Genomic DNA, 23,283 nt, shown 5'->3' on the forward strand with positions numbered 1-23,283 from the left:
CCGGGCAAACGGTTCCCCGGCGCGTAGCTGACATGTTTTTTTGAAAAAGTTGGCGCAAGCCCAGGACAGGCCATGCAAGTTTCAGCACAACAGGTGTGCAATCTGAAAAGTAAAACCTTTAAAAAACAATAACATATAGGCAAGTCATTGATTGGCACAGGCGGTGCTTAGGAGGCCTTCGTCGAAATCATTTCGATAGCGCTCACCTGAGGATAAAAAATGAATCGCCTTGATGATGTTTTCTCCCCTCCCCATTTGACCTCTTCTGCCACCCCCCTTGATCTGTCGACCGGGCTCCAGAAAAAACTGAAAGCGTTTATTCACAAGCGCGTATTGAACCCCGAGGATGCGGACGATATTTTTCAAGTGACCTGTCTGGAGGCCTGGCGAAGCAAACACCGCTTCAATGGCCAGGCAACACTGAGCACATGGATGTGCGGCATTGCCCAGAATCTGATTCGCAATCACTTTCGCCGGCTGTACGCCAGGCCGGTACATTGCGAGTTCGACGAGACGCTCTGCCCTGAGCAGCACTGCGCCAGCGACCCGGGTGGTCAGTTCGAAATCCGTCGACGTCTTGAACTGACCCTCACGGCCATAAACCGGCTGCCAACCGAAATGCGCAATACGCTGTACGCGTCGCTGGAAAGCGGCGGCAGCTATCGCGACACGGCCAATGTTCTGGAAATCCCCATAGGGACGGTTCGTTCACGCATCTCGCGGGCCCGGGAGCAGCTCAAGATAGCCACCCACTGCTAGTGCTCACCACGGACATCTGCACAGAGAGGTCCATGGTGAGGGCTAGCGTGCAGAAAGGCCAGGGAGTGGCCCCCCCTACTACCGATTCAGATTTTTTTCGTTCGCGGCAGCAAAATCGCCAGCACGCCGAATAGCGGCAGATATGAGCACAGGGTATAGACGTACTCGATGCCATGAATGTCAGCCAGATGCCCGAGCAAGGCGGCACCGATCCCGCCAAAGCCAAACATCAAGCCAAAGAAGATACCCGCAATCATTCCCACATTGCCCGGCACCAGTTCCTGGGCGTACACCACGATAGCCGAGAAGGCAGATGCCAAAATAAAGCCGATGACCACACTGAGCACACTGGTCCAGAACAGGTCGGCATAAGGCAACATCAACGTGAACGGTGCCACCCCGAGTATCGAGAACCAGATCACCGCCTTGCGTCCGATGCGATCGCCTATCGGCCCACCAAAGAACGTACCCGCTGCAACGGCTCCCAGGAACAGGAACAGATACAGCTGTGAAGTCGAGACCGACACGTCAAACTTCTCAATCAGGAAGAAGGTGTAGTAGCTGGTCAGGCTCGCCATGTAGAAATACTTGGAGAACACCAGCAGGCCGAGCACCACCAACGCACCGAGCACCCGCCGTTTTGAAAGGCCATGGGTCGCTTTCTGCCCGGCCTTGAGCTTGAACAGGTTCAAGTGGTTGCGGTACCAGCGGCTAATGACATACAGCAGCCCTACGGCGAACAGCGCAAATAGCCCGAACCAGGCCACATTGCCCTGGCCATAGGGAATAATGATGGCCGCAGCCAACAACGGCCCAAAGGCCGAGCCTGCGTTGCCACCCACTTGAAAGGTCGATTGCGCCAGGCCGTAACGCCCGCCTGAGGCCAGCCTTGCCACGCGGGATGCTTCAGGGTGAAAGGTTGAAGAGCCAACCCCGACCAGCCCTGCCGCCAGCAGGATCAGCGGAAAGCTGCCAACCTGGGACAGCATCAAAATCCCTATCAGGGTGCACACCATACCGGCTGGCAGCAATAACGGATTGGGATGACGGTCGGTGTAGTAACCCACCCACGGCTGCAATAGAGAAGCCGTCATCTGGAACGTCAGGGTAATCAGCCCGATCTGGGTAAAGGTCAGGTCATATTTGGCCTTGAGCATCGGATAGATCGACGGCAGTACCGCCTGGATCAGGTCATTGATCAGATGCGCCAACGCCACGGCGCCGATAATGCGCATGACTAACGGGCTGGACTGGGGAACTGGAGGGGACGCGGTTGTAGTTGTTTGAGCGTTGCTAAGAGCCATTTGAGCTTCCGTACGACAGGTGAATGCGCGCTTGCAGGTACGTCAATGTGCCATTTTTTTACAAGATATTGCCATCCAAAGCCGCCCAAAACCTTAAGCAGTTGATAGCACAAAGATTTTTTAAGATATTTGCTTGACACATGTCCATTACGAGGGAATAATGCGCGCCATTGGCTACATAGCTCAGTTGGTTAGAGCATAGCATTCATAATGCTGGGGTCCGGGGTTCAAGTCCCTGTGTAGCCACCAAACACCGGTTTCACTACATCGCAAGATGAACATGAAACCAACAAGAAGCCCGCCTAGTGCGGGCTTTCTTGTGTCTGGGGGATTAGTTTTTCGCGCCATGCTCGCGCGCAATCATCCCGACTGTCAGGCATACATTCATGGCTGCCTGACGATATCGACAGAAATCTCCACTGCCTCAATCACCCCTCGGTTTTCAAGCCAGTGTGTGGTGTGCCTGTCCTCGGGCCAGCCCACTCCCGGGCCATAATCCCTGGCGATGCCATTACGATGGTCAGTGATTACGCCGTGCAGGATGTAGACGGTGCCGGGCCTGTCTATATGGTTATGAACCGGCCCAAAAACGCCGCCAGGTTCAATCGTCACCATCCGCATGCGAAGCTGGCGCCCCGACATCCCTTCGATCTCAGGGCCAAGATCAATCGTTGCAAGCAGTTTGACCGTCACGCCTTTGGTTTCAGGTGCCATCCGTTCGTTGCTCATCGCGCTCACCTCTTGGCAAAGACAAAAGCCGTACTGGAAGTAGACACCCTAAAAAGGCGTGATGAGTAGCGAGGCGACAAAGGGTTACCGGGACAGGCCGGCCAATAACTGCAGCGGCCAAAAACAAAAAACCCCCGAAGCCATCAGGCATCAGGGGTTTTCTATGTAGTGGTGCCCAGAGACGGAATCGAACCGCCGACACGGGGATTTTCAATCCCCTGCTCTACCGACTGAGCTATCTGGGCAAGGCCGTAATTAAACGTTCTTTACAGCAGAGACGTCAAGCAACAAATAAAAAAAGATCAATGAATACCATCGGTTACGATTATTCGCCGTTGGGATACAACTCCCCGTCAACCAGCCTGGACACTGCACGGTGCAAGCGTTTCAACAACGCATGGATTCTGCTGGCAGACTCTGCACTCAAGGGCTCACGCAGCAACCCGACTTCGCACTCATCACAGGCCGCCGCCAAGGCAACGGCACCTACCGTGGCAAAAGAGCCATGCATACGGTGTACATGATTGAGCAATTTCGATGTATTGGCTTCTTGCAAAGCCAACTGTGCCTGTTCCAGATCCTCATGCATGGTAGTGATAAACAATCGGTGCATGCTCGGTGAAAGCGTAATCCAGTCTTCAAGATCATCCTTTTGCACAACCTCTGCGACAGCCTGCAACGTGGGCGGCTGCGGTTGTGCTGACTGAGAACAGTAGACTGACAAGGTCTGGCGCAAGGTTGTCAGACTCAGCGGTTTGACCAGCCAGACATTCATCCCGGCCTTCAGGCATTGCTCTCCCTCCTCTCGCATCGCATTGGCTGTGACACCAATAATCGGCACCAGAGGGTCAAGCTCTCGCAAGCGGCGTGTCAGCTGATAGCCATCGAGCCTGGGCATATTGACGTCGGTGATCACCAAATCGAACGACGCCTCATTCCAGCGCAACAAGGCTTGCTCACCATCCTCAGCCAACGTCACTCGCACGCCCAACGCCTCAAGCTGCTCTTTGAGAATCTCCCGGTTGACGGGATTGTCTTCCGCCACCAGAACGCTCAGGTCCAGGCGTGCAAGAGGTCGCTGCACACTGGAGATCGTCTGTTGCACGGTGCCGTGTGCAACCTGCATCAGCGTTCTGGCTATGGCACGAATGTCATAGGCATTGATCTCCCAGCCACGCTCTGTCTTTTGCGGCTGGCTGCGGCCCGTTTCGGTTGCAATCACACGCTCACCCGACCAGGGCAGCGAGAGCTGCGGGTCAGGATCAACATCCAGCAAAATGGCCTGGCTGTCCGGGGTATCCGTTGCCGGAAATACTTGAGCACGCGCGCCCCAACGGCTTAACCAATCAACCAGGAGCTGTCCGATATCATTGCGCGGAGTACGCACATAGACACTCACACCCTCAAGGTCAATATCGGCGCTGTTATCCAGCGAGCCTGCAATAACCGGCAAGTTCGTATGCAACGAGAAACTGCTGCCCAGCCCCGGCTCACTGACCACCCGCAACGTGGCACCCATCATCTCGCTCAGTCGGGCACAAATAGACAGGCCCAGCCCGGCCCCCCCTGCACGCTCACTGCCACCCACCTGAGAAAAGGGCTTGAACAGGCGAGTCAGTTGCTCCTCGCTGATCCCCACGCCGGTATCGGAAACCTGCCACTGCAATGACGCCTGGCCGTGCTCAATACCGACCACCTTGAGCCTGAAGACAACCCAGCCGGTCTCGGTGAACTTGATCGCGTTACTTAGCAGGTTGTCGATGATTTGCCGGATACGCACCGCGTCTGCGCACAAGAGTGGTGGCAAGGTCGCGTCGGCACAGGCGAATATTTTCAATCCCTTGTTGCTCGCAGCAGCCGAATAACTGCGCACGCAATCTTCGAATAAATCCAGAGGACTGAATGTTTGAGCATCGACCGCCATTTGTCCGGACTCGATTTTGGACACGTCCAGCACATCGCTGATCAACTGAAACAACACCGCTGATGAGCGCTGAATGGTGTGCAGGTATTCATGCTGGCGCTCACTCAGAGGCGTTAGTTCAAGGAGTTCAAGATTGCCAAGCACCCCATACAGAGGCGTGCGAATCTCATGGCTCATGGTGGCCAGGAACAGGGTTTTAGCCTTGCTGGCTTCGTCGGCCGAACGACGTGCCTGCTCCATCAGGTTGGCGTCATCCACATGCCGGGTGATGTCGTTGAAACCGCAGAGTACTACGTCTTTGCCTTTGTAACGGGTGAAGGCGAAACAAGCCTGAAGATGACGTCCCGAAACTTCAAGCTGTATCTCGCCCAACTCATGTTCACCATAATCGCGCTTCAACAAGGCAATGAGTTCAGGTGTTCCCTGCCATTGCTGCGCCCGCTTATTTTCCAGTAATACGACCCCGGTACCGCGCTCAACCACACACAGGCCTACGGGTGCGTTATCAAGCATGACCCGGTTGAATTCTTCGCTTTCAGTCAGGGATTTGTTGGACCGCTGTGCGGGCTCGATAATTTTCATGCGATACCAGCGGTTGACGCGCCAGCCAATCAATACAAACAGCAGAAGCAGGCCAACGGCTCCCGCCAAAGGCCATTTGGCATAGCCAAAAAAATTCTGATAGCTGATTGCATACAACCCGATCCAGGGCATAGCCCCACCCGAACTCAACTTGAAGCGCAGACCGTTGCGGGTGATGCTCAAGCCCAGCGGTAACTCCTCGACATCCTGAACCTCACCCAGCAATACATCACCCGCAGGCGAGATCAAAGTCAGGCGACTGTTGGTAGGGTGCATCAACAAACGCTCCAGATCACTGATGTCGCTGACATCCAGCAAGGCACTCAGGATGACCGAGTCATTGCCTTCACCCCCCGGCGGCATAAAGTGACGGGACAGGTTAAGACCGATAGCGCCCACAATGTACCTGCGCTTTTGAATCAGCCCCTGTGGGGCTCTTAACCAGATCAGCTCATCACCGCGGAGTTCATGGCTGCGCGCTACAAGCTCATCGTACAAACGCTTGGTCACGTCGAAAAAGTTGTTCTTGAGAAGTATGGGGTACTGCCGGGTGCCATCAATTCCGGGCACCGCAATAGTGAATTGATCGCTGGGAGAAAACACAAATACCTGCGGTGCCACATAGTGTGAATCAGACCAGTAAGCCGTGAACAGGTCGGTCAACTGCACACCAAACGAGTAAACACCCTGCATATCTTCATGGGTGTACCTGTCTCGCTGGCTCACCGTGAAGGGCAATGACTTGGCCGTGTCGCGGTTCTGGAACAAACGCTCATCCCCCTGACGGATGAGCGCCAGTTGCGAGCTTGGCTGGTTGTCTATCAGCAGGTTTTCGTTGGACTGGCTGTAGCTCTGTGCGGCAATACGTAAAAAGGCTTCATGTTCATGAATGCTTTCCATCAGCCGTGCGAAGTGAAAATCGGTCTTCTCGCCCTCCTCCTTCAACACCCGGTTAACAGCCCAATAACTCATGCTCACCAACAGCAGGGCAAGCCCGGTCAGCAGGAGCAGCAGTTTGTTCAGTCGCAGTGAGCTCAGTGCCAATGCACCAAGACGTGCCTTTTCTTGCTTCATGGTTATTGCCGCTCTAGCAGGAACTTTGCCGGTCAAGGATACAGAGACAGCCAGAACAGGAATCGTCTGATGGGGTTCAGCCACTTCTAATTGCATTCTGTTTAGCACCTGCTGTGGCAAGCCGTGAACAGGAGGGGGCAAAAAAAATGAGCAACACACATCACTCGTCTGTAGAGGTCATCTCACATGTTTCAAAAAATCGGTAAATACACTGCGCTTTGTGGTTCTTCACTACTGATCGTCATGGCTACCGCTACCGCGCAAGCCGCTGATGGCCAGGTTGAGTTCACTGGCACCATCAACGACAACGCTTGCACCATCAACAGCGAAAGCGTGAAAAAAGCCGTTGATATGGGTCAGGTTCGCATCGCCGACTTCCCGAACACCGTAGGCGCTGTCGCCACTGCGGGTGCCACACCGTTCTCGATCTCGCTGGAAAACTGCAGCGGTTCAACCCTGAAAAACGCTTCCATCAAGTTTAGCGGCCAGCAGTCCGGCACTGATGCAACCGTGCTGGGCATGACCGGTGAAAACCAGGTGAGCGGCGTCGGCATCCAGATCAACGATGCCCGTACAGGTAACAAGTTGCCGTTGAACACTGCCAGCAACGATTACGTATTGCGTCCACAGTCCAACACTTTTGACTTCACCGCGTCCTATGTACGTCTGGTTGCCGACACCGAAGCTTCGGAAGACACCCAAGGTGTACGTGGTATCGGTACCGGTAAAGTCAACGCATTGGCCAGCTTCGACGTTACCTACAAGTAATTCATGTTTTTAACGAGAGAGCTCGCGGCTTATCGCGAGCTCTGGCGTTAACAAGAGGACACCTTCATGCGTTTAAAAGTTGCAGCCTTTTTGGCTCTGGCAGCTGGCTTCTGGCTGCCTCAGGTTCAGGCAGGCGTCAATGTGGGCTCCACGCGCGTTGTGTATCAAAGCAAGGAGAAGGAAGCCAACCTGGTACTTTCAAACTCGGGCGATGACGGCGTGCCCTATCTGGTTCAGTCGTGGGTAAGCCCGTTTGACAATCGCGATGCAAGCGCGGACGAATTTATTGTCACGCCACCCCTGTTTCGCCTGGACGCCAAGGGCCAGAACATTTTGCGGGTGATTGCCACCAATGCGCAGAACCTGCCCAGTGATAAAGAAAGTCTGTTTTTGCTCAATGTCAAAGCCATCCCGGCCAAGAGTGAAGAGCAGCGCAATCAAAACGTGCTGCAAATCGCACTCAAGACCACGATCAAATTGTTTTATCGCCCCGCAAACTTGAAAGGCACATTGCCCGAAGCGGTAGAGAAACTTCAGTGGGGTACGCAAGGTGGAAAACTGACAGTGCATAACCCGTCGGGTTTCAACGTTGTGGTCAGTGAGCTGTTGATCAACAACACCGCCAGCAAAGACATACCCGAAGTGATCAAGCCGGGCAGCACGGTGACCACCGGCACGGCCATCAAGAACAGCGACACGCTGATCCTCAGCTACATCAACGAGTACGGCAGCACGGTCAAGGCAGCTCCCGTTACCCCGCATTGATGACTGAATAATCCGTCGACTGGAAGGACTCCCTCATGCTGCGACTGCGCATGTGCGCTTTCGCGCGCAGAATAAAGTGTTGGAGCATCGTCACCCTCGGCGCTGCAGGCCTGACATCGAACGTGGTCCATGCCGACTACAGCTTCGATTCTTCCTTTCTGGAAATTGGCGGCGGTAATGCTTCGACCGAAGTGGCCGAGCAAGTAAAAGCCATGAGTCAGGGGCAACTGCCTGGTATTTACCGGGTTGACCTGTCAGTGGATGACCGGCTTGTTGAGCAACGCGACCTGCATTTTATTCGCGAAACAGCGAGCCAGGTTTCGACTCCAAACGGCCTGTTCCCCTGCTTCAGTCTTCAAGGCCTGACAGATTTGGGTGTTGATCCGGCACGTCTGAAAAACGCCGACATCAGCACTGACAATTGCGTGTATTTCAACCGTGACCTTACTGGGGTCACCTATGACTACGACTTCAACAAGCAGCATCTGAATCTGCAAGTTCCCCAGGCCTATATCGGCAGCGTTCCTTTCGAGACACGCCGCAAAACCTGGAGCGACGGCGAGCAGGTGGCTTTTGCCAATTACAGCTTTTCCGGCAGTAACTACGAGAACCAGTTCGGTAGTCGTCAATCACAGTTCGGCAGTGTGCACAGCGGGCTCAATAGTGGCGCCTGGCGCTTTCGCAACTTCTCCACCTGGCAAAAAAGCACCCAGGTCGATGGTAGCTGGAAGTCCGTAGACACTTATGTGCAGCGTGACCTGGGTAACCTGATGGCCATCGCCACGGTGGGTGAGAGCGCAACCGACAGTGATTTGTTTGACACTATTTCTTACCGGGGAGTGGGTATTGCCTCTGATCTGGACATGCTGCCCGACGACGCGCGCAACTTTGCACCCGTAGTGCGCGGAGTTGCCAATGGCCGCTCGCTGGTGACGTTGCGCCAGCGCGGTTACGTGATCAGTGAGCAATGGGTACCTTCAGGCCCGTTCGCCCTCAAAGACCTGTACTCGACCTCCGGTAACGGCGATATCGAAGTCACCATTGAGGGTCCCAATGGCGAGCGCCAGGTGTACATCCAGTCGTTCTCGTCCGTGCCTTACATGCTGCGAGAAGGCCAGCAAAGCTACGCGGTTACCGCAGGCCAGTATCGCCCGGCCGAGGGTGCGCAGAGCTCTCCAAAGCCAGGGTTTGTCCAGGGCACCTATCGCCGCGGGCTGACCGAAGGCACCACACTGTTTGGCGGTAGCATCGTCAGCGAACAGTACAAATCGGCGCTGCTGGGTTTTGCCCACGACTTTGCGGGCTTTGGTGCCATTTCACTGGACGTGACCCATGCCATCAGCGACGACATGGGCACCGACGCCAAGACCTTGAGCGGGCAGTCCTATCGCTTTCGTTACTCCAAGTCCATTGACTTGACCGATACCAATTTCAGCCTGATCGGCTACCGCTACTCCACCAGCGGCTATTACAGTTTTAACGAAGCGATCAACGCACGCTCCAACAACTCACTCGCGCCCTATGCGGATGAAATGCAGAACAGCAGTGCAACGTTTTCACCGTACTTGACCGGCCATATGAAAAGCAGCTTTACCGCCAACGTTTCGCAACAATTTGGCACCTATGGCGGCATGTACGCCAACCTGACCAAAACCGATTACTGGAACCGGGCCAAGAGCAATACGTCCGTTCAGTTGGGCTACAGCTTCAGTGTCGGCAGCGCCTCTTACAACCTGGGCCTGGCACAGAACAGCGGCACCGGTGATGACATTCGCAGCGTATCGCTGAGCGTCAGCCTGCCGTTGGGCAACCCGGGCAGCAGCAGCCGGATCGGTTTCAGCACCAACCAGGACTCGGGCGGAAATGCCAGCCGCAACGCCACCTTCAGCGGCTCGCAGCTCAAGGACGATGCCCTGTCTTACAACCTGGGCATCAACCAGCAAGTCAGTGAAGACGATCGTGTGCTCGGTGGTTCGGTCGCGGCCCGTTACAACGCGGCCAATGCCATCTGGCACGGTTCATACAACAAGGATCAAAACACACGCCAGACGGACTACGGCGTGGAAGGTGCGGTGGTGGCCACACGCAACACAGTGATGTTCACCCAGCCATTGGGCGAGACCAACATCATCGTTGCCACACCTGGTGCCGCCGATGTGGGCGTGCTGACCAAAAGCGGGATCAAGACCAACGGCAGCGGCTACACGATTATCCCTTCGGCCCAGCCGTACAGGAAAAACAAGGTATCGCTCAACACCGACTCGCTCTCGGACAACACCGATATCGCCAACCTGGTCCAGGAAGTCACCCCCAACCGTGGAGCCTTTGTGCTGGCCAATTTCGAGACCCACAACGGCCGTCGCCTGCTGGTCACCGTCAGTGCAAGCAATGGCAAGCCAGCACCTTTTGCCGCAGAAGCGCAGCTCTATGACCTCAACGGCACCTTGCTGAGCAGTGCGATGGTTGCCGACAAGGGCCGGGTATTCATGACCGGCGTACCCGACAAGGCGCGGCTGATGATCAACGTCAACGGCCAGCCGTGGTGCACCAAAGACCTGGATCTCAATACTTACAACCTGTCAGAGACAGGCATAGGGCAACTGCACGTCAGTTGCGATGCCAAACCGGCAGACACCCCAAGGACTCCCGATGCGTGACTCAACCGTCAAATCATCTCGCCTGAGCCTTTTCAAAGGTAGCTTGTTGCTACTGTGCATGCTGCTCAGCCTGGTCAGCCAACAGGCCTTTGCGTTGATCCAAAACAACCTCGCGTGCACGGCTACGGGGACCACCGGCATTATTCAACTGGGCGATCTCGCGCCATCAACGAACTACACCGCCAACATGACCGCCAACTGCCGGGTTACGCGTTGGTACCCCTATGGTGCTTCATTGCAGCACAGCCAGTTCTACAACTCTGGCAGAGGCAGCAAGGTTCAAGTGTTCCATACCAACTCGGGCTTGATGGTGCCTGAGCTCCCTATAGGGACTGCGAGCAGTACATGCATGCCTTCAAGCTGCGTTCAATTATTTGTAGGTGACACCTTTTCCTACAATGTACGGCTTCTCGGAACAGCCCCCGTGACCCCCGGCGACTACAAGGTCAGCGTTTCGCTCACAGACACCTCAATCCGGGGTTTTGAAAATTATGCCGACTACCTGCAGACGGTCATTCTCAGTTTCCGGGTCATTCAGCCCGCCTGCTCGATGGGCTCGGCAAAAACCCTCAACCTGCCCTTCGGCACACTCAGCAGCAACGACTTTGCCAGCTCCCAGCAAATCGCCAATGTCACGATGAACTGCACTCGCGGTACTCAGGCGACTGCCACGCTGGTGCCTACCCAGCCGGCCATCAGCGGCAGCCCGGGCGTCTCTGCCACCACCCTCGCAGGCCTGTCCATGGCCGCCACCTGGGCCGACAACAACACCGCAGTCACCTTCAACAGTCCACGTACGCTGCCGCTCACAACCGGTACCAACACCATTCGCCTGGGCTTTCGGCCACGTCTGAACACCAGCGTTTCGCCAACCGGTAATTTCTCCAGTCAGTACACCCTCAACATCACCTATCTATGATCAGGCTCAGGAACTCAACCATGAAAATATCCACGTCGATGACCGCTGCACTTTTTGCGGGTTTTCTCTGCACAGCCGCCAACGCCGCAACTGACTCCGTGACCATCAACCTGACCGGGACCCTGACGCGCCCGCCCTGCACCCTGAACAGCAACAAGACGCTGACCGCCAACTTCGGCAGCCTGCGTTATGACCAGGTTGCCGATGCCGGGCTGATAGATATTCCCCTCATCATGACCTGCCCGGCCAACTCGGCTCTGGCCGTCAGCATTCAGGCTGCCCGCACGATTCAGGGCTCAACCACACAAGCGGCAACGGGCAAAGCCAATCTGGGTTATTCACTGCTCTGGAACAGCGACAGCACGGCTGCCAACATTACCGGAGTCAAACGAAACCTGACCAACCAGAGCGGCACAGTCAACCTGAGCCTGAAAGCAAAATTGATCGCTCTGGGCGTACTGACTGAGGGCGCATTCAGCACCTCTGCAGTCATCAGTATCGAGTACCTGTGAGGTGTCCATGCTCGCCAGAGTGAGCCTGTGGGTGGCACTGCTGTCTACCGCTGCCCTGCTGTTCAGTTCGGCCAGCCGTGCACAGGATGACGCCCTGATTGAAGTGCTCGGTACGCTGATAAAACCGCCCTGCACGGCTAATTTTCCGACGTCGCAGAATGTCGATATCCCCAAGACAAACCTGAATTCACTGAACTCGGACATCACCGACTGGACCGATGTGACCCTTGATTTCCAATGCATCAAGGGCAGTCAGGTGCACTTGCGCTTCAGTGCGGGCAATGGCTCTTTTGACAGCAACACGCTGCGCACTACGCTCGACAGGCTGGGCCTCAGAACACGCCTGAGCGACATGAGCAGTACGTTGAAAGTGGTGGACTTGAAGCTGGAGGAACAACTGATATTCCCGGTTGAAGGCACCCGGCTCAAACTTCAGCTATCTGTACGCCCCGTAAAAGCCGGGCAAGAACTGCCAGCCATCGGTAGCTACAGCTCAACGCTGTTGATGGAAATGATCTATTTGTAACGCCGAACAATCAGGCGAACAGGTTGGCTTTGACACACAGGATCAGCAGCGCCTGATCATTGTCGACATTAAGCTTGCGCATTGCAGAAATCTTCAGGGTACTGATGGTTTTAATGCTGCGATTCAAGCTCTGGGCAACCTCACCCACACTCACCCCCGTAGCGAACAGGCGCAAGACTTCAAACTCCCTGACCGTCAATTGGCTGAGCATTTGCGAAATACCCGCTTCATCCTCACTTGGAGCACCCTCAAGGGTGTCTTGCTGATAATGCCCATCACGGTAAAACGCATCCAGTGCGACCAGGATTTGCTCAAGCCCTGCACTCTTGGAAATAACCCCGCTGATACCTAACCCATACAACCAGCTCAGAACCTGTGGATTGGAGATGACCGTCAGGATCAATACCCGCGGCTCGGGGAAATGTCGGCGCAGATACTCCACCAGCCGGGTACCGTCACCGTATTGCTCGTCACCCGGCATGTTGTAGTCAGTAATGATGACGTCAGGGTTCAATTGCGAAATTTTGTCGATCAACTCTGAGGAGCTCATGGCCTCGCCCACGACCTTGAACCGCGAGTCACGCTCAATAATTTCGCGTACCCCCATCAATACGATCGGGTGGTCGTCAGCCAGTAAGACTTTCATTTGCGGCATAGCGTGCATGACTCCAGGTAGGCAACGACTACAGGTTCCACAGATCGGCCTTGATGCAGTAAGTGATCAAGGCATGGTCATTCTGTACCTCCAGCTTGCGCATCGCCGACACTTTCTGGGTGCTGACCGTTTTGACGCTGCGCTCGAGCTGCCGGGCAATGTCGCCCACACTGCTTCCTGCTACAACAAGGCGCAGTACCTCAACTTCGCGGGGCGACAGCGTAGAGAAGCGCTCATCGATAACCTTGACGTTGCTCAATACGGACGTGGCAGGCACAGCAGGTGCATTGTAGGTCCGATCATTGGCCAAGGCATTGAGTGCCTTGCCGATTTCTTCACGGATATGGCTTTTGGCAATCACCCCCGCCACCCCCATTTCCAGCAGGCGCGAAATAATCAGCTGGTTGCTCACCATCGTCAGCACCAGGATCTTCACAGCCGGAAATTGCTCACTGAGGTACTCGATCAGTTGTAGACCGTCGCCATAGATTTCATCACCCGGCATATTGAAATCGGTTATCACCAGGGCAGGTTGATGCAACGACAGCTGCTCGACCAATTGCGAAGAACTCAGCGCCTCGCCTGCCAGAATGAAACGTTCATCACGTTGAATCACTTCCCGAAGCCCCAGCAACACCACTGGATGATCATCGGCAATCACTACCTTCAACTCGCGCATTGCCTGGCTCCAAGTAGTAAGGGCACGCACAACTTTGCAGGAACTGGTGTGCTCCTGCAGAGGGCGGTGCCCATCAGTGATGACTCAAGCTATCCCCATGATGGCTTAGAGCTATCCTCGAGCAAAAGAGTTTCAAAGTCGGTGCACGATACGGCTGCGCAAATCAGAAAACCCTGCGCTTGGTCACACTCGATACTGCGCAGGAAGGCAAGCTCTGCCTGTGTCTCCACACCTTCTGCAACGACGGTCAGGCCCAGCTTTTGACTTAATTCCACGAGACTGCGCAGTGCCGAAGCCAGGTTTTCATTTTCAACACAGCCATGCACCAGCGAGCGGTCTATTTTGAGCTCACTGAAGGGTGTTGAAACCAGGTTGAAATAGGAGCTGAACCCCTTGCCGAAGTCATCCTGAGCCAAACCAAAGCCCATCATGCGCAAGCGACAGGCGCCAGCGTAGTAATTGCTGAGTTCTTCAGTGGTTGAGCTTTCCATCAACTCAAAAACAATACTGCGCGGCTCTGCGCCATCCGCCACCACGTAATCGCGCAAGTTGTCGGCCAGGTCGTGGTTATCCAGCAAATGCGTTGGCAGGTTGATGGATACCGGGATATCCCAGCCTTGTTCGCGCCATTTCCTTTGCGCCACCAAGGTTTGCTCCAGCATCAGCCACAGCAGCCGCTCTTCCAACCTCTGGGCAATCAGGATGGAGAGAAAGTCTTTGGGCAATAACAGGCCAACGTCGGGGTGCGCCCAGCGCACCAGTGCTTCAGCACTGAGAATATTGCCGTTGCGCAGTGATTTTTTGGGCTGGAACCAGGCCTGGATCTGGCCATTGCCCATCGCCATTTCGATTTTTTGCGGATCGACCTCTATGGCCAGAGCGGGGTTCAGATCCCCATTGACCCGAAAAATTGCCATCCGCTCTTTCAAACGCATCACTGCATTGAATTCGACCGGCTTGGAGATCAATCCGACGACGCAAATCCCCAGGTTTTTCGCCGCCAGCCCCGCACTGATCAGCATTCGACGTGATGAGGCGCTCATCAGCGCAAGTGCCGGTCGTTTTTTCAACCCGGAAACTTTCTGGATCAATTGCACGCCATCCATGCCGGGCATCAGTAAATCGCTAAGCAACAAATCATAGTCATTGCGCGCCAGGCACTTCAACGCACCCTCGCCGTCCCAAACGGTATCAACTGCAAAGCCACCCACTTCATTGAAAACATTCAGCAGGTATTCATGCTGAAAGGGATGATCCTCAACGACCAGTACACGATAGGGTTTCACTGGACCCTCCTTTAGAAGTGTTGAAGACAGTTGTATAGGGCATGTAACGTAAAAGGCTTGATCAGGCAGTGATTCATCCCGGCGCTCAGGCAGCGCTCACTTTCATCACGCATGGCATTGGCTGTAGCGCCGATGATCGGCTGCGTCATATTCATCGCCCGCAGTCGGCTAGCCAGCTCATAACCATTCATTCTCGGCATGTTGACGTCAGTCAGTACCAGATCAAACTTGCCTTCCTGCCAGAGCTCCAGTGCCTGGATGCCATCGCTGGCCAAGCTCACGGTGCAACCCAGTTCTTCGAGCTGATCACGCAATATGAGCTGATTGATCACATTGTCTTCCGCGACGAGAATGTGTAAGTCGAGTTTGAGCTCGGCCTTGGCGGCGCCAGCCTCAAGCGGGCCCCCGACGTGCCTGCCCTGAGCCTTGGAAATGGCCCGATAAACGTCCTGCAGACTGTTGAGGTCCGCTTGCCAGCAAGGGTTATCTGAAGTGTGGACGGCTGCCAGATCGCTGGCGGCTATCACCAAAGGCCCTCTCCATGTGGGCTCCAGTGATTGCTGGGCAGAGCCTGGATGCAGCTCCAGCATGACCGAATCATCGGCGACAGCGCCCTGTTTGGGCGCCCCTAAATGCGCCCTTGCGCCCCAGCGGCGTAACCAGGCGCAGTAACACTCAGCCAGCTCACGCAAGGGCGAAACCACATACACCGTACTGGGCAACAGCCCGCCCGGGAGGCCCAAACGCGTAGCGTCCTTGACCTGTACCAAGGGTAAATGCAGGGTAAAACTGCTGCCCAGGCCCGGCTCGCTGACCAAACGCATGGTACCGTTCATCAAGTGCATGAGGCGCTTGCAGATGGACAGTCCCAAGCCTGTTCCGGCAACCACATTTTGTGCCGACTCCACCTGATAAAAAGGCTCGAACAGATGGGCCTGTTCTTCATGGGCGATGCCTTTACCCGTGTCCGAAACCTGCCAATGCAGCATCACGCGCTCATCATCGCGGCTGTCCATTCTGAGGCGCAGAACGATTTTTCCGTAGTCAGTGAATTTCAGCGCGTTGTTGAGCAAATTGTTCAAAATCTGACGAATGCGGGTGACATCGCCACTGAGCCATTCAGGCACAGTCGAATCAATCAGGGCAAACAACTGCAGCCCCTTGGCCTGGGCCGCGCCACTGTAGCCTTGAACCACCTCCTCTATCAGCTCCATCGGGTTGAACGTGTTGAGTTCAAGCTGCAATTGGCCTGCTTCGATTCGTGACACATCCAGCACGTCGCAAATCAGCTGCAATAAATTACCGGATGAGCGCTCGATGGCTTTCAAGTAGTTGTTCTGCTGCTCATTGAGGTCAGTACGCGCCAGCAACTCGAGCGTACCCAGAACGCCGTACAAGGGTGTACGGATTTCATGGCTCATGGTCGCCAGAAACAAGGTCTTGGCTTCATTTGCCCGATCCGCCAATTGCCGGGCACGCTCCAGGGTCACTTCAATCTGTTTGCGTGCGCTGATGTCGCTGAACGCACAAATCAGTACGTCCTGACCGTTGTAGCGCGTCGGGGCAAAAGCCAGGTATAGAAGACGACCATCCGCCATTTCAATTTCATCGCTATTGCGCGAGTCCTGCTGATCGAATGCGCGCGCAATCCAGCCATGACACAACTTGCCACGCTCGCTACTGCCCCCCAGCCACTGTTGCGACAATGAGTTCTCAAGCACCACAGTGCCGTCTGTGCGGCGAATAACACATAGCGCAACAGGCGCAACCTGCAACACGGCGCGGCTGAAAGCCTCACTTTCAACCAGCGCCTGAATGCGGTTTTCGCCTGGGGTAATCAAGCGCCGATCAATACGCATGATCAGCAAGTGCAGCCCTAAACAGACCGCAATGAATAGCAGCACACACCCCAGCAAAGGCCAGCCCAATACGGGCAGCAAAGAGTGAATATCCACGGCATAGACAATTTGCCAGCCTGAATAGCCCAGTTTTTTTCTGATGGCCAAGCTGTCGGGAAACCAGCCAGAGCCAATAAAGCCAAAAGAATTTTGGGGTTCGAGGGTGTGCAATGAATCCACCAGGGTGGATTGTGCCGCATTGGTGAAAATGATCTGCCCCTGACTGCCCAGCAACATAAAGTCGCCTGCGCTTTCACTGCTCAATGCCTCGACCAGATCCGGCACCTCGACCTCAATGCCCAGCCAGCCCGAGGCTGTATTGCGGCTATCGAGCCGTGTGAACAAGTAAAAGGGCGAATCCAGCGCTTTATTGTCAGTCAGCCACAGATCTTCATCATTGGAATCCCCACGACCACCTTCATCTGCCAGCCGCTGCAAGACAACATTGGGCAGGGGGTCCTGACGGGGCGAAAGATCAAACAGACGCACCACTTGGGGCTCATCCGTTTGCGGCACATAGAGCAGATTGACTTTGCTTTCGTGCAAATAGTCCATCATCCGCCGGGTAAGCCAAAGACTCCAATGGCCGGTTTCACTGGCCAGACTGATGTTTATCTCTTCTTCGGGATCAACACTGACAAACGTTTTGTCTCCATTTTTATCAGGCACAGTCGCCAGCATCAGACTCTTGAGCAAGGTCTGACGGCTGACGAAAAAATCCTGGGCATTGAACACAGCCTCGTTCATAAAGCTGCGGCGCTGGGAAACCTCTTCATTAAAAACCGAACGCAGATAAACGAACGAACCTGCAAAGACCGCAACGATCAGGCCAACGGCAAATAAATGGAGAAGTTTCCGAGCGGCTTGGGGGGTCGATTTCATGCCGCAAGCCTGAGGCCGAGGCATGAAAAAAATAATCAGACAATTCCTGAAACCGCGCAAAACCTGTAGTCGCTGACGAGGAACGAAGGCTGCGATCAGCGACTACAAGGACAGCCGTTTTTTCTACAAAGCCCGCACAGCACTCAAGTCCATCCGCCCGTCCTTCAATGGCGGGCACCAGTAATAGCCGCCATTAAGCGGGCGGCTGTAGCGATACAGCCCGTCGATGATGCCGTCTTCCATACCGCTCATGCGACGCAGCTGAACTTCAAAGGCGTTCAGGGTGCGACCGAAGGCGACGAACATCAGGCCGGACTTGCCGTTTTCTGTCCACGGCATGGAGCGGCGCACGATAAAGGCTTCTGGCGAGAAGCTTTCTTGTGCCGTGCGTTTGACGTGGGCGGAGTCTGGAGCATCGTCCAGTTCCTCGTTGTCGCTCATGCGACGACCCATGATGTTGTCCTGCTCCTCGGACGGCAGTGCGGCGAAGCCGTTCAGGTCATGCTGCCACTGCTGGATGGCAACAAAGCTGCCACCGTCCAGCCCTGCGCCAGCGTTCGCAACGATAGCGGCGTCGACAGCCGCTTCATCCACCGGGTTTTCTGTGCCGTCTTCGTAGCCGGTCAGGTCACGGTCGGAGCCGTAACGGAAGCCTTCGGTCACTTGCAGCAGGTTGAAGGCAGGCGCCAGCGCCGCTTCGATGGCCTGGCTGCGATGCAGCAACTCACCACGGTCATCGCCCAGCAACCACAACCACAGAGCGTGTTGGGTCGACGGGTTTTCAACCATGGCGTTGAGTGCCGGAAACACGCGAAGCCCAGGGACTTTCGCGCCAAGTGCCAATACCAGCGGCGAGCCCAGACCCGCCACGACGCTTTTGCCGTCCACCCACGCAGACAAAACGTCCAGTGCAGCCGGCAATGCTTCTACTGACTTGAGGGCGAAAAACATATAGCGCGCCTGTGAAGGCACCGGTTTGGCAAGAATGCCTGGCTGGTAAAAGCTCATAGAAACTCCTTTTGGAAAGGAAAGAGTTTACCCCTCACCGGCATCTTTTCGGACAGCAGCGGTTATTTTTATCTCACAGATGACGCTTGGCTCAAAACCCATCGAAAAATCAGCGGATTGAATGACTGTGCCTCGCAAGTCGCTCATGCTGGCGGTATCACAATCATAAGAAACCGAGGTACTTCCCATGGCCGCCGAGATTGCAGACAGCCGTTCTGCCCGCTTTGCCCTTCGCTGCTCGAACTTTGCCGAGCGCTGGTTCCCCGACTCGTGGGTGTTCGCCGCAGTTGCGGTGATCACAGTGGCACTGGCCACCTTGTTTATGGGCGCCAAGCCCACCGATGCCGCGATGGCCTTTGGTGACGGATTCTGGAGCCTGATCCCGTTCACCATGCAAATGGCCTTCGTGGTCATTGGCGGCTATGTCGTGGCCAGCTCGCCCCCCGCCGTCAAGCTCATCGACAAACTGGCACAAGTGCCAAAAAACGGGCGTCAGGCCGTGTGCTGGGTGGCGCTGATTTCGATGGTCGCCTCGTTGCTCAACTGGGGACTGTCGCTGGTGTTTGGCGGCTTGCTGGTGCGGGCGCTGGCACGTCGCACCAACCTGCGCATGGACTATCGCGCCGCCGGGGCTGCGGCCTATTTGGGGCTGGGTGCGGTGTGGGCACTGGGCTTGTCGTCTTCGGCCGCTCAGTTACAGGCCAACCCGGCCAGCCTGCCGCCGTCGATTCTTGCAATCACGGGGGTTATCCCCTTCACGGAGACGATCTTTCTTTGGCAATCAGGCGTGTTGCTGGCAGCCCTGGTCGTGGTGTCGCTCATCGTGGCCTACGCGACCGCGCCTGGCCCTGAGTCTGCCCGTGACGCTGCGGCCTGCGGCATTGACCCAAGCTTCAGCTCGCCAAAGTTGCCCCCGCGCACACGACCCGGCGAGTGGCTGGAGTACAGCCCGTTGTTGACCATTTTGCTGGTACTGCTGGCAGCGGGCTGGTTGTTCCATGAGTTTTCGACCAAACCTGCGATCAGCGCCATCTCCGGACTCAACACCTACAACTTTCTGTTTTTGATGCTCGGGGCTTTGCTGCACTGGCGGCCGCGCAGTTTTCTGAATGCCGTGACCAGCGCCGTGCCGACCACCACCGGGGTGATGATTCAGTTCCCGCTGTACGGTTCGATTGCGGCGCTGATGACGGTGGTCAAGGGAACTGACGGGCAAACCCTGGCCCATCACATCTCGACATTTTTTGTGCAGATCGCATCCCATGACACCTATGCGCTCTTGATGGGTGTCTATTCGGCGATTTTGGGGTTTTTCATTCCGTCGGGGGGCGGCAAGTGGATTATCGAAGCGCCCTATGTGATGCAAGTGGCCAATGACCTGGGGTACCACCTGGGTTGGGCTGTTCAGATTTACAACGCAGCCGAAGCGCTGCCCAACTTGATCAACCCGTTCTACATGCTGCCGCTGCTGGGCGTGCTGGGCCTGAAAGCGCGAGACTTGATCGGCTTTTCGTTTGTGCAGTTACTGGTGCACACCCCCCTGGTGCTGTTTTTGCTGTGGGCGCTGGGGACGACCCTGACGTACACGCCGCCAGTGATGCCTTAACCAAATGTGGGAGCGGGCTCGCTCGCGATTCAGCGGCGCGGTCATGCAGGAAAACCGCGTCAATACCATCGCGAGCAAGCCCGCTCCCACAGGTCTGGCATGCAACCTCAGATCGAACCCAGTGGACGCAGACGATACTGCGGCGGCAACTGGTCAAGACCGCTGATCGTGGTGTTCAGGCTTTTCCAGCGACCGTCCTTGATCCCGTAAATGCACCCGTGAACCGACAGCTTCTGCCCGCGATGCCAGGCATTTTGCACAATGTTGGTGTGACCGACGTTGGCCACTTGCTGGATCACGTTCAGCTCGCACAAACGGTCTACCCGCTCTTCCTCGGTCGGCAACAGCGCCAGCACTTCGCGGTTTTCGTAATACAGGTCGCGAATGGAACGCAGCCAACCATCAATCAGGCCCAGTTGCTGGTCCTTCATGGATGCGCGTACGCCGCCACAGCCATAGTGGCCGGTCACCAGAATATGTTTGACCTTCAACACATCGACCGCGTACTGGATCACCGACAGACAGTTCAAGTCAGTGTGCAGCACGACATTGGCCACGTTACGGTGCACAAAGAGATCGCCGGGCAACATGCCGACAATTTCGTTGGCCGGTACACGGGCATCCGAACAACCAATCCACAGGTACTCAGGCGTTTGCTGGCGAGCCAGCTTGGCGAAGAAGTCAGGATCTTCCTGCTTGATCGCATCGGCCCAGCGCTCGTTGTTATCAATCAGATCTTGTAGTTCGTTCATGCTGTGAAGCCTCAAGAGTTGATGCGCTGCTTTGACAACCGACCTGCGGTCGAGGTCACGTCGTTCATCAATGTCATTCCGGCGGTCGGTCGGGTGGAATCTTCAACAATGGCTACAGTCATCGTATTAAGGCCCCATACGATGAGGAATTACCATGACTGATTCACGCCGCCCTTACGGGGCACCGCAACCCGCGCCCATAGACGATATAGAAGACGCCATGGGCTCCGTCGAGCCACTGAACTTTGATGACGACGACACGTACGAGCCCATCAGTGACCTGTTTATCGACGATGAAAAAGTCAAGCACAGGGCGGTGCTGGATGATGAGCTGGACTTGGGCCTCAATGACGACGACCTGGAGCAGGAGATGCTCATCCGCGAAGACGGTGCCCGCGATGCCAAGGAAGCCGCCCAGAGCCCGAACGGCGCTGCTGACTGGGACCTGAGCCTGGTCGACGAGGACGAAATAGGCGCCGGAAAAGGGCTGGATGAGGCAGAACTGGCGGAAATTGACCCGGTAGGACGCAAGCCTTGAAAGGTAAACCCTGTGGGAGCGGGCTTGCTCGCGATCGGATCAACACGGTTTGCCTGATAAACCGCAGCGCCAGCATCGCGAGCAAGCCCGCTCCCACATAACGACTTTTCGCCGTCAGTCGACCAGGGTGCAGGCCATCACCACCGCATCTTCACGACCACCTACCGCAGGGTAGTAGTCGCGGCGGCGGCCGATTTCGTTGAAGCCATAGCGCTCATACAACTTGAACGCGGCCGTGTTGCTGTCGCGCAGTTCGAGAAAACATTCACGGGCTTCGTGCTGGTAGGCAATGGACATCAGGTGCTCAAGCAGCTTGAGTCCCAGGCCTCGGCCCTGGCTTTCGGGCTTGACGGTGATGTTCAGCAAATGAGCTTCGTCGAGGATGATCTGCACCACGCCATGCCCCACTTGCTGCTCACCTTCAAACATCAGCCAGATGTGGTACTTGCCCAGACCGTCGAGAAAAATACCTCGGGTCCAGGGATGGCTGAAGGCGGCGTATTCAATTTTCAATACGGCATCAAGGTCCGCCTCGGTCATCGGGCGGAACGTTACGGCATCACTCATCGTTTTGTTTCCAGCGCGCCATCAGCTGGCGCATGGCTTGCCACACATCCGCTTTGCGTTGTGGCTCATCCATTAAAAGTTCAAGACCCGGCAACGCCCATGCGCAGCCCAGCCCTTCGATGTGGAGTTCGCGGTTGAACGCTTGTGCATCGGTCTCACCGGCAAAGCGCATGGCCGGCAGCCCCACCAGCCACAAACAGGCGCACTCGGCCTCTTCGAGGCGGGCCATGACAAAGCCCTGCACGAATTCGCGTGCAGCCTCAGGCCCCTGATCGACATTGCCACGGCGCAGCAACGGCCAGCGCACCGGCTCGCCAATGATCTGCGGACTATCGGGCAGCCCCGCCGCGCGCAGCATGTCCTTCAACAATAAGTAGGCCGGATCACGACTCTGGAATGCACTGCCTGTGGGTAACTCCACCAGCACCAGGCATCGCCCGGCACGCAGCAATTGCAAGGCAAAGCGTGGCGGTGGCAGTTGCACGACCTTGGCCGGCACAGGCGCCGATTCAGCCTCAACCACGGGTTTGCTGACAGGCCGGCTGACCGAAGGCCGGGGCACTTCGATTTTTGGACGCTGCGCAGGCTTGCCCGGCGCGACCGCAGCCTTGACCACAGGCCGCGTGATGACAGGCTCGGCCGGTGGTTCGGGAAGTACCAGCAGCTCTGGCCGCGAAGGGGCGGCAAACGGCAGTTCAGTGCGCGGCAACCAGCTGACCACTTGCATGGCAGTCAAAAAAGCGCGGCGGCGGGACTCGTTCAACAAAGGTCGGCCATCTGTGGATAACTAAAGAGGGGGGATTCTACCGCCCTTCTGCCCTTCCCGCCTGCAGTTGATCCGCCAAGTGATGACTCGACCGCACGTTGCAGTACAATCGCGGCCTTTACTTGCC

At 56.0% G+C, this 23,283-nt stretch carries 20 protein-coding genes and 2 tRNA genes; 10 read left to right on the plus strand and 12 right to left on the minus strand.

Translation table 11 applies throughout. The features are described 5' to 3' along the window. Positions 1 to 219 precede the first annotated feature (219 nt). A complete protein-coding gene (locus tag VSQ83_RS19895) occupies positions 220 to 759 on the plus strand; it encodes an RNA polymerase sigma factor (RefSeq protein ID WP_219261706.1) in 540 nt (179 codons plus the stop codon). An 86-nt stretch (positions 760 to 845) separates the two neighbouring features. Here the strand turns inward: VSQ83_RS19895 and VSQ83_RS19900 are convergent, their stop codons facing one another. Further along, entirely contained in the window at positions 846 to 2,063 is a 1,218-nt protein-coding gene (locus tag VSQ83_RS19900; RefSeq protein WP_219261707.1) for an MFS transporter, read from the minus strand. Between the two features lie 172 nt (positions 2,064 to 2,235). Between VSQ83_RS19900 and VSQ83_RS19905 the strand changes: the two genes are divergently transcribed. Next, positions 2,236 to 2,312 (plus strand) — tRNA-Met (locus VSQ83_RS19905). A gap of 135 nt (positions 2,313 to 2,447) precedes the next feature. Here VSQ83_RS19905 and VSQ83_RS19910 read toward each other — a convergent pair. The 3 genes from VSQ83_RS19910 to VSQ83_RS19920 all read right to left on the minus strand — a co-directional run bounded on the left by VSQ83_RS19910 (position 2,448) and on the right by VSQ83_RS19920 (position 6,372). Continuing rightward, positions 2,448 to 2,792: a cupin gene (locus VSQ83_RS19910; protein ID WP_219261708.1), complete on the minus strand. Its 345-nt coding sequence runs from the start codon at positions 2,790 to 2,792 to the stop codon at positions 2,448 to 2,450. 169 nt (positions 2,793 to 2,961) lie between these two features. Continuing rightward, positions 2,962 to 3,037 (minus strand) — tRNA-Phe (locus tag VSQ83_RS19915). Positions 3,038 to 3,117: 80 nt separating this feature from the next. Further along, positions 3,118 to 6,372, minus strand: coding sequence for a hybrid sensor histidine kinase/response regulator (locus VSQ83_RS19920; RefSeq protein WP_326427377.1), 3,255 nt, complete (start codon positions 6,370 to 6,372; stop codon positions 3,118 to 3,120). 186 nt (positions 6,373 to 6,558) lie between these two features. Here VSQ83_RS19920 and VSQ83_RS19925 point away from each other — a divergent pair, with 186 nt between their 5' ends. The 6 genes from VSQ83_RS19925 to VSQ83_RS19950 all read left to right on the plus strand — a co-directional run bounded on the left by VSQ83_RS19925 (position 6,559) and on the right by VSQ83_RS19950 (position 12,519). Further along, positions 6,559 to 7,140 (plus strand): fimbrial protein, encoded by a 582-nt coding sequence (locus tag VSQ83_RS19925; RefSeq protein ID WP_219261710.1) that lies wholly within the window; start codon positions 6,559 to 6,561, stop codon positions 7,138 to 7,140. Positions 7,141 to 7,206: 66 nt separating this feature from the next. Then, entirely contained in the window at positions 7,207 to 7,905 is a 699-nt protein-coding gene (locus VSQ83_RS19930) for a fimbrial biogenesis chaperone (protein WP_219261711.1), read from the plus strand. A gap of 35 nt (positions 7,906 to 7,940) precedes the next feature. Further along, positions 7,941 to 10,562, plus strand: a complete 2,622-nt coding sequence (locus VSQ83_RS19935; RefSeq protein ID WP_219261712.1) for a fimbria/pilus outer membrane usher protein — start codon at positions 7,941 to 7,943, stop codon at positions 10,560 to 10,562. Next, positions 10,555 to 11,481: a fimbrial protein gene (locus VSQ83_RS19940; RefSeq protein WP_219261713.1), complete on the plus strand. Its 927-nt coding sequence runs from the start codon at positions 10,555 to 10,557 to the stop codon at positions 11,479 to 11,481. Before VSQ83_RS19935 ends, VSQ83_RS19940 begins: the two co-directional genes overlap by 8 nt. Positions 11,482 to 11,501: 20 nt before the next feature. After that, the gene (locus tag VSQ83_RS19945; protein WP_219261714.1) at positions 11,502 to 11,993 is read left to right on the plus strand and encodes a fimbrial protein; all 492 of its coding nucleotides are present in this window, start codon (positions 11,502 to 11,504) and stop codon (positions 11,991 to 11,993) included. 7 nt (positions 11,994 to 12,000) lie between these two features. Further along, positions 12,001 to 12,519, plus strand: a complete 519-nt coding sequence (locus tag VSQ83_RS19950; protein WP_219261715.1) for a fimbrial protein — start codon at positions 12,001 to 12,003, stop codon at positions 12,517 to 12,519. Between the two features lie 10 nt (positions 12,520 to 12,529). On the opposite strand, the gene VSQ83_RS19955 is transcribed toward VSQ83_RS19950, so the two are convergent. The 5 genes from VSQ83_RS19955 to VSQ83_RS19975 all read right to left on the minus strand — a co-directional run bounded on the left by VSQ83_RS19955 (position 12,530) and on the right by VSQ83_RS19975 (position 18,927). After that, a complete protein-coding gene (locus tag VSQ83_RS19955; RefSeq protein WP_219261716.1) occupies positions 12,530 to 13,174 on the minus strand; it encodes a response regulator in 645 nt (214 codons plus the stop codon). A gap of 28 nt (positions 13,175 to 13,202) precedes the next feature. After that, on the minus strand, positions 13,203 to 13,853 hold the full coding sequence (locus VSQ83_RS19960; RefSeq protein WP_133076451.1) for a response regulator: 651 nt from the start codon (positions 13,851 to 13,853) through the stop codon (positions 13,203 to 13,205). 89 nt (positions 13,854 to 13,942) lie between these two features. Further along, entirely contained in the window at positions 13,943 to 15,139 is a 1,197-nt protein-coding gene (locus VSQ83_RS19965) for an EAL domain-containing response regulator (protein ID WP_133076452.1), read from the minus strand. An 11-nt stretch (positions 15,140 to 15,150) separates the two neighbouring features. After that, complete coding sequence (locus VSQ83_RS19970; protein ID WP_133076453.1) at positions 15,151 to 17,919, minus strand: ATP-binding protein; 2,769 nt, start codon at positions 17,917 to 17,919, stop codon at positions 15,151 to 15,153. A 123-nt stretch (positions 17,920 to 18,042) separates the two neighbouring features. Next, on the minus strand, positions 18,043 to 18,927 hold the full coding sequence (locus tag VSQ83_RS19975; RefSeq protein ID WP_133076454.1) for a Dyp-type peroxidase: 885 nt from the start codon (positions 18,925 to 18,927) through the stop codon (positions 18,043 to 18,045). A gap of 187 nt (positions 18,928 to 19,114) precedes the next feature. Here VSQ83_RS19975 and VSQ83_RS19980 point away from each other — a divergent pair, with 187 nt between their 5' ends. Then, positions 19,115 to 20,533, plus strand: a complete 1,419-nt coding sequence (locus VSQ83_RS19980; RefSeq protein WP_133076455.1) for a short-chain fatty acid transporter — start codon at positions 19,115 to 19,117, stop codon at positions 20,531 to 20,533. A 107-nt stretch (positions 20,534 to 20,640) separates the two neighbouring features. On the opposite strand, the gene can is transcribed toward VSQ83_RS19980, so the two are convergent. Beyond that, the gene (gene can, locus VSQ83_RS19985) at positions 20,641 to 21,285 is read right to left on the minus strand and encodes a carbonate dehydratase (protein WP_019825187.1); all 645 of its coding nucleotides are present in this window, start codon (positions 21,283 to 21,285) and stop codon (positions 20,641 to 20,643) included. Positions 21,286 to 21,439: 154 nt separating this feature from the next. Between can and VSQ83_RS19990 the strand changes: the two genes are divergently transcribed. Beyond that, positions 21,440 to 21,823 (plus strand): serine kinase/phosphatase, encoded by a 384-nt coding sequence (locus tag VSQ83_RS19990; protein ID WP_219261718.1) that lies wholly within the window; start codon positions 21,440 to 21,442, stop codon positions 21,821 to 21,823. 114 nt (positions 21,824 to 21,937) lie between these two features. Here the strand turns inward: VSQ83_RS19990 and rimI are convergent, their stop codons facing one another. After that, positions 21,938 to 22,390: a ribosomal protein S18-alanine N-acetyltransferase gene (rimI, locus tag VSQ83_RS19995; RefSeq protein ID WP_016781701.1), complete on the minus strand. Its 453-nt coding sequence runs from the start codon at positions 22,388 to 22,390 to the stop codon at positions 21,938 to 21,940. Further along, positions 22,383 to 23,156, minus strand: a complete 774-nt coding sequence (locus tag VSQ83_RS20000; protein WP_326427379.1) for an energy transducer TonB — start codon at positions 23,154 to 23,156, stop codon at positions 22,383 to 22,385. The genes rimI and VSQ83_RS20000 overlap by 8 nt, the downstream gene beginning before the upstream one ends. Between the last annotated feature and the right edge of the window lie 127 nt (positions 23,157 to 23,283).

It is taken from the genome of Pseudomonas sp. DSV-1, from assembly GCF_035830915.1.
GTDB lineage: Bacteria > Pseudomonadota > Gammaproteobacteria > Pseudomonadales > Pseudomonadaceae > Aquipseudomonas.

Coding starts and splice junctions, on each gene's coding strand:
- VSQ83_RS19895 (WP_219261706.1), top strand. CDS start 220: ATGAATCGCCTTGATGATGTTTTCTCCCCTCCCCATTTGACCTCTTCT.
- VSQ83_RS19975 (WP_133076454.1), bottom strand. CDS start 18,927: ATGAGCTTTTACCAGCCAGGCATTCTTGCCAAACCGGTGCCTTCACAG.
- VSQ83_RS19900 (WP_219261707.1), bottom strand. CDS start 2,063: ATGGCTCTTAGCAACGCTCAAACAACTACAACCGCGTCCCCTCCAGTT.
- VSQ83_RS19980 (WP_133076455.1), top strand. CDS start 19,115: ATGGCCGCCGAGATTGCAGACAGCCGTTCTGCCCGCTTTGCCCTTCGC.
- VSQ83_RS19955 (WP_219261716.1), bottom strand. CDS start 13,174: ATGCCGCAAATGAAAGTCTTACTGGCTGACGACCACCCGATCGTATTG.
- can (WP_019825187.1), bottom strand. CDS start 21,285: ATGAACGAACTACAAGATCTGATTGATAACAACGAGCGCTGGGCCGAT.
- VSQ83_RS19920 (WP_326427377.1), bottom strand. CDS start 6,372: ATGAAGCAAGAAAAGGCACGTCTTGGTGCATTGGCACTGAGCTCACTG.
- rimI (WP_016781701.1), bottom strand. CDS start 22,390: ATGAGTGATGCCGTAACGTTCCGCCCGATGACCGAGGCGGACCTTGAT.
- VSQ83_RS19945 (WP_219261714.1), top strand. CDS start 11,502: ATGAAAATATCCACGTCGATGACCGCTGCACTTTTTGCGGGTTTTCTC.
- VSQ83_RS19930 (WP_219261711.1), top strand. CDS start 7,207: ATGCGTTTAAAAGTTGCAGCCTTTTTGGCTCTGGCAGCTGGCTTCTGG.
- VSQ83_RS19990 (WP_219261718.1), top strand. CDS start 21,440: ATGACTGATTCACGCCGCCCTTACGGGGCACCGCAACCCGCGCCCATA.
- VSQ83_RS19940 (WP_219261713.1), top strand. CDS start 10,555: ATGCGTGACTCAACCGTCAAATCATCTCGCCTGAGCCTTTTCAAAGGT.
- VSQ83_RS19950 (WP_219261715.1), top strand. CDS start 12,001: ATGCTCGCCAGAGTGAGCCTGTGGGTGGCACTGCTGTCTACCGCTGCC.
- VSQ83_RS19910 (WP_219261708.1), bottom strand. CDS start 2,792: ATGAGCAACGAACGGATGGCACCTGAAACCAAAGGCGTGACGGTCAAA.
- VSQ83_RS19925 (WP_219261710.1), top strand. CDS start 6,559: ATGTTTCAAAAAATCGGTAAATACACTGCGCTTTGTGGTTCTTCACTA.
- VSQ83_RS19970 (WP_133076453.1), bottom strand. CDS start 17,919: ATGAAATCGACCCCCCAAGCCGCTCGGAAACTTCTCCATTTATTTGCC.
- VSQ83_RS19935 (WP_219261712.1), top strand. CDS start 7,941: ATGCTGCGACTGCGCATGTGCGCTTTCGCGCGCAGAATAAAGTGTTGG.
- VSQ83_RS19960 (WP_133076451.1), bottom strand. CDS start 13,853: ATGCGCGAGTTGAAGGTAGTGATTGCCGATGATCATCCAGTGGTGTTG.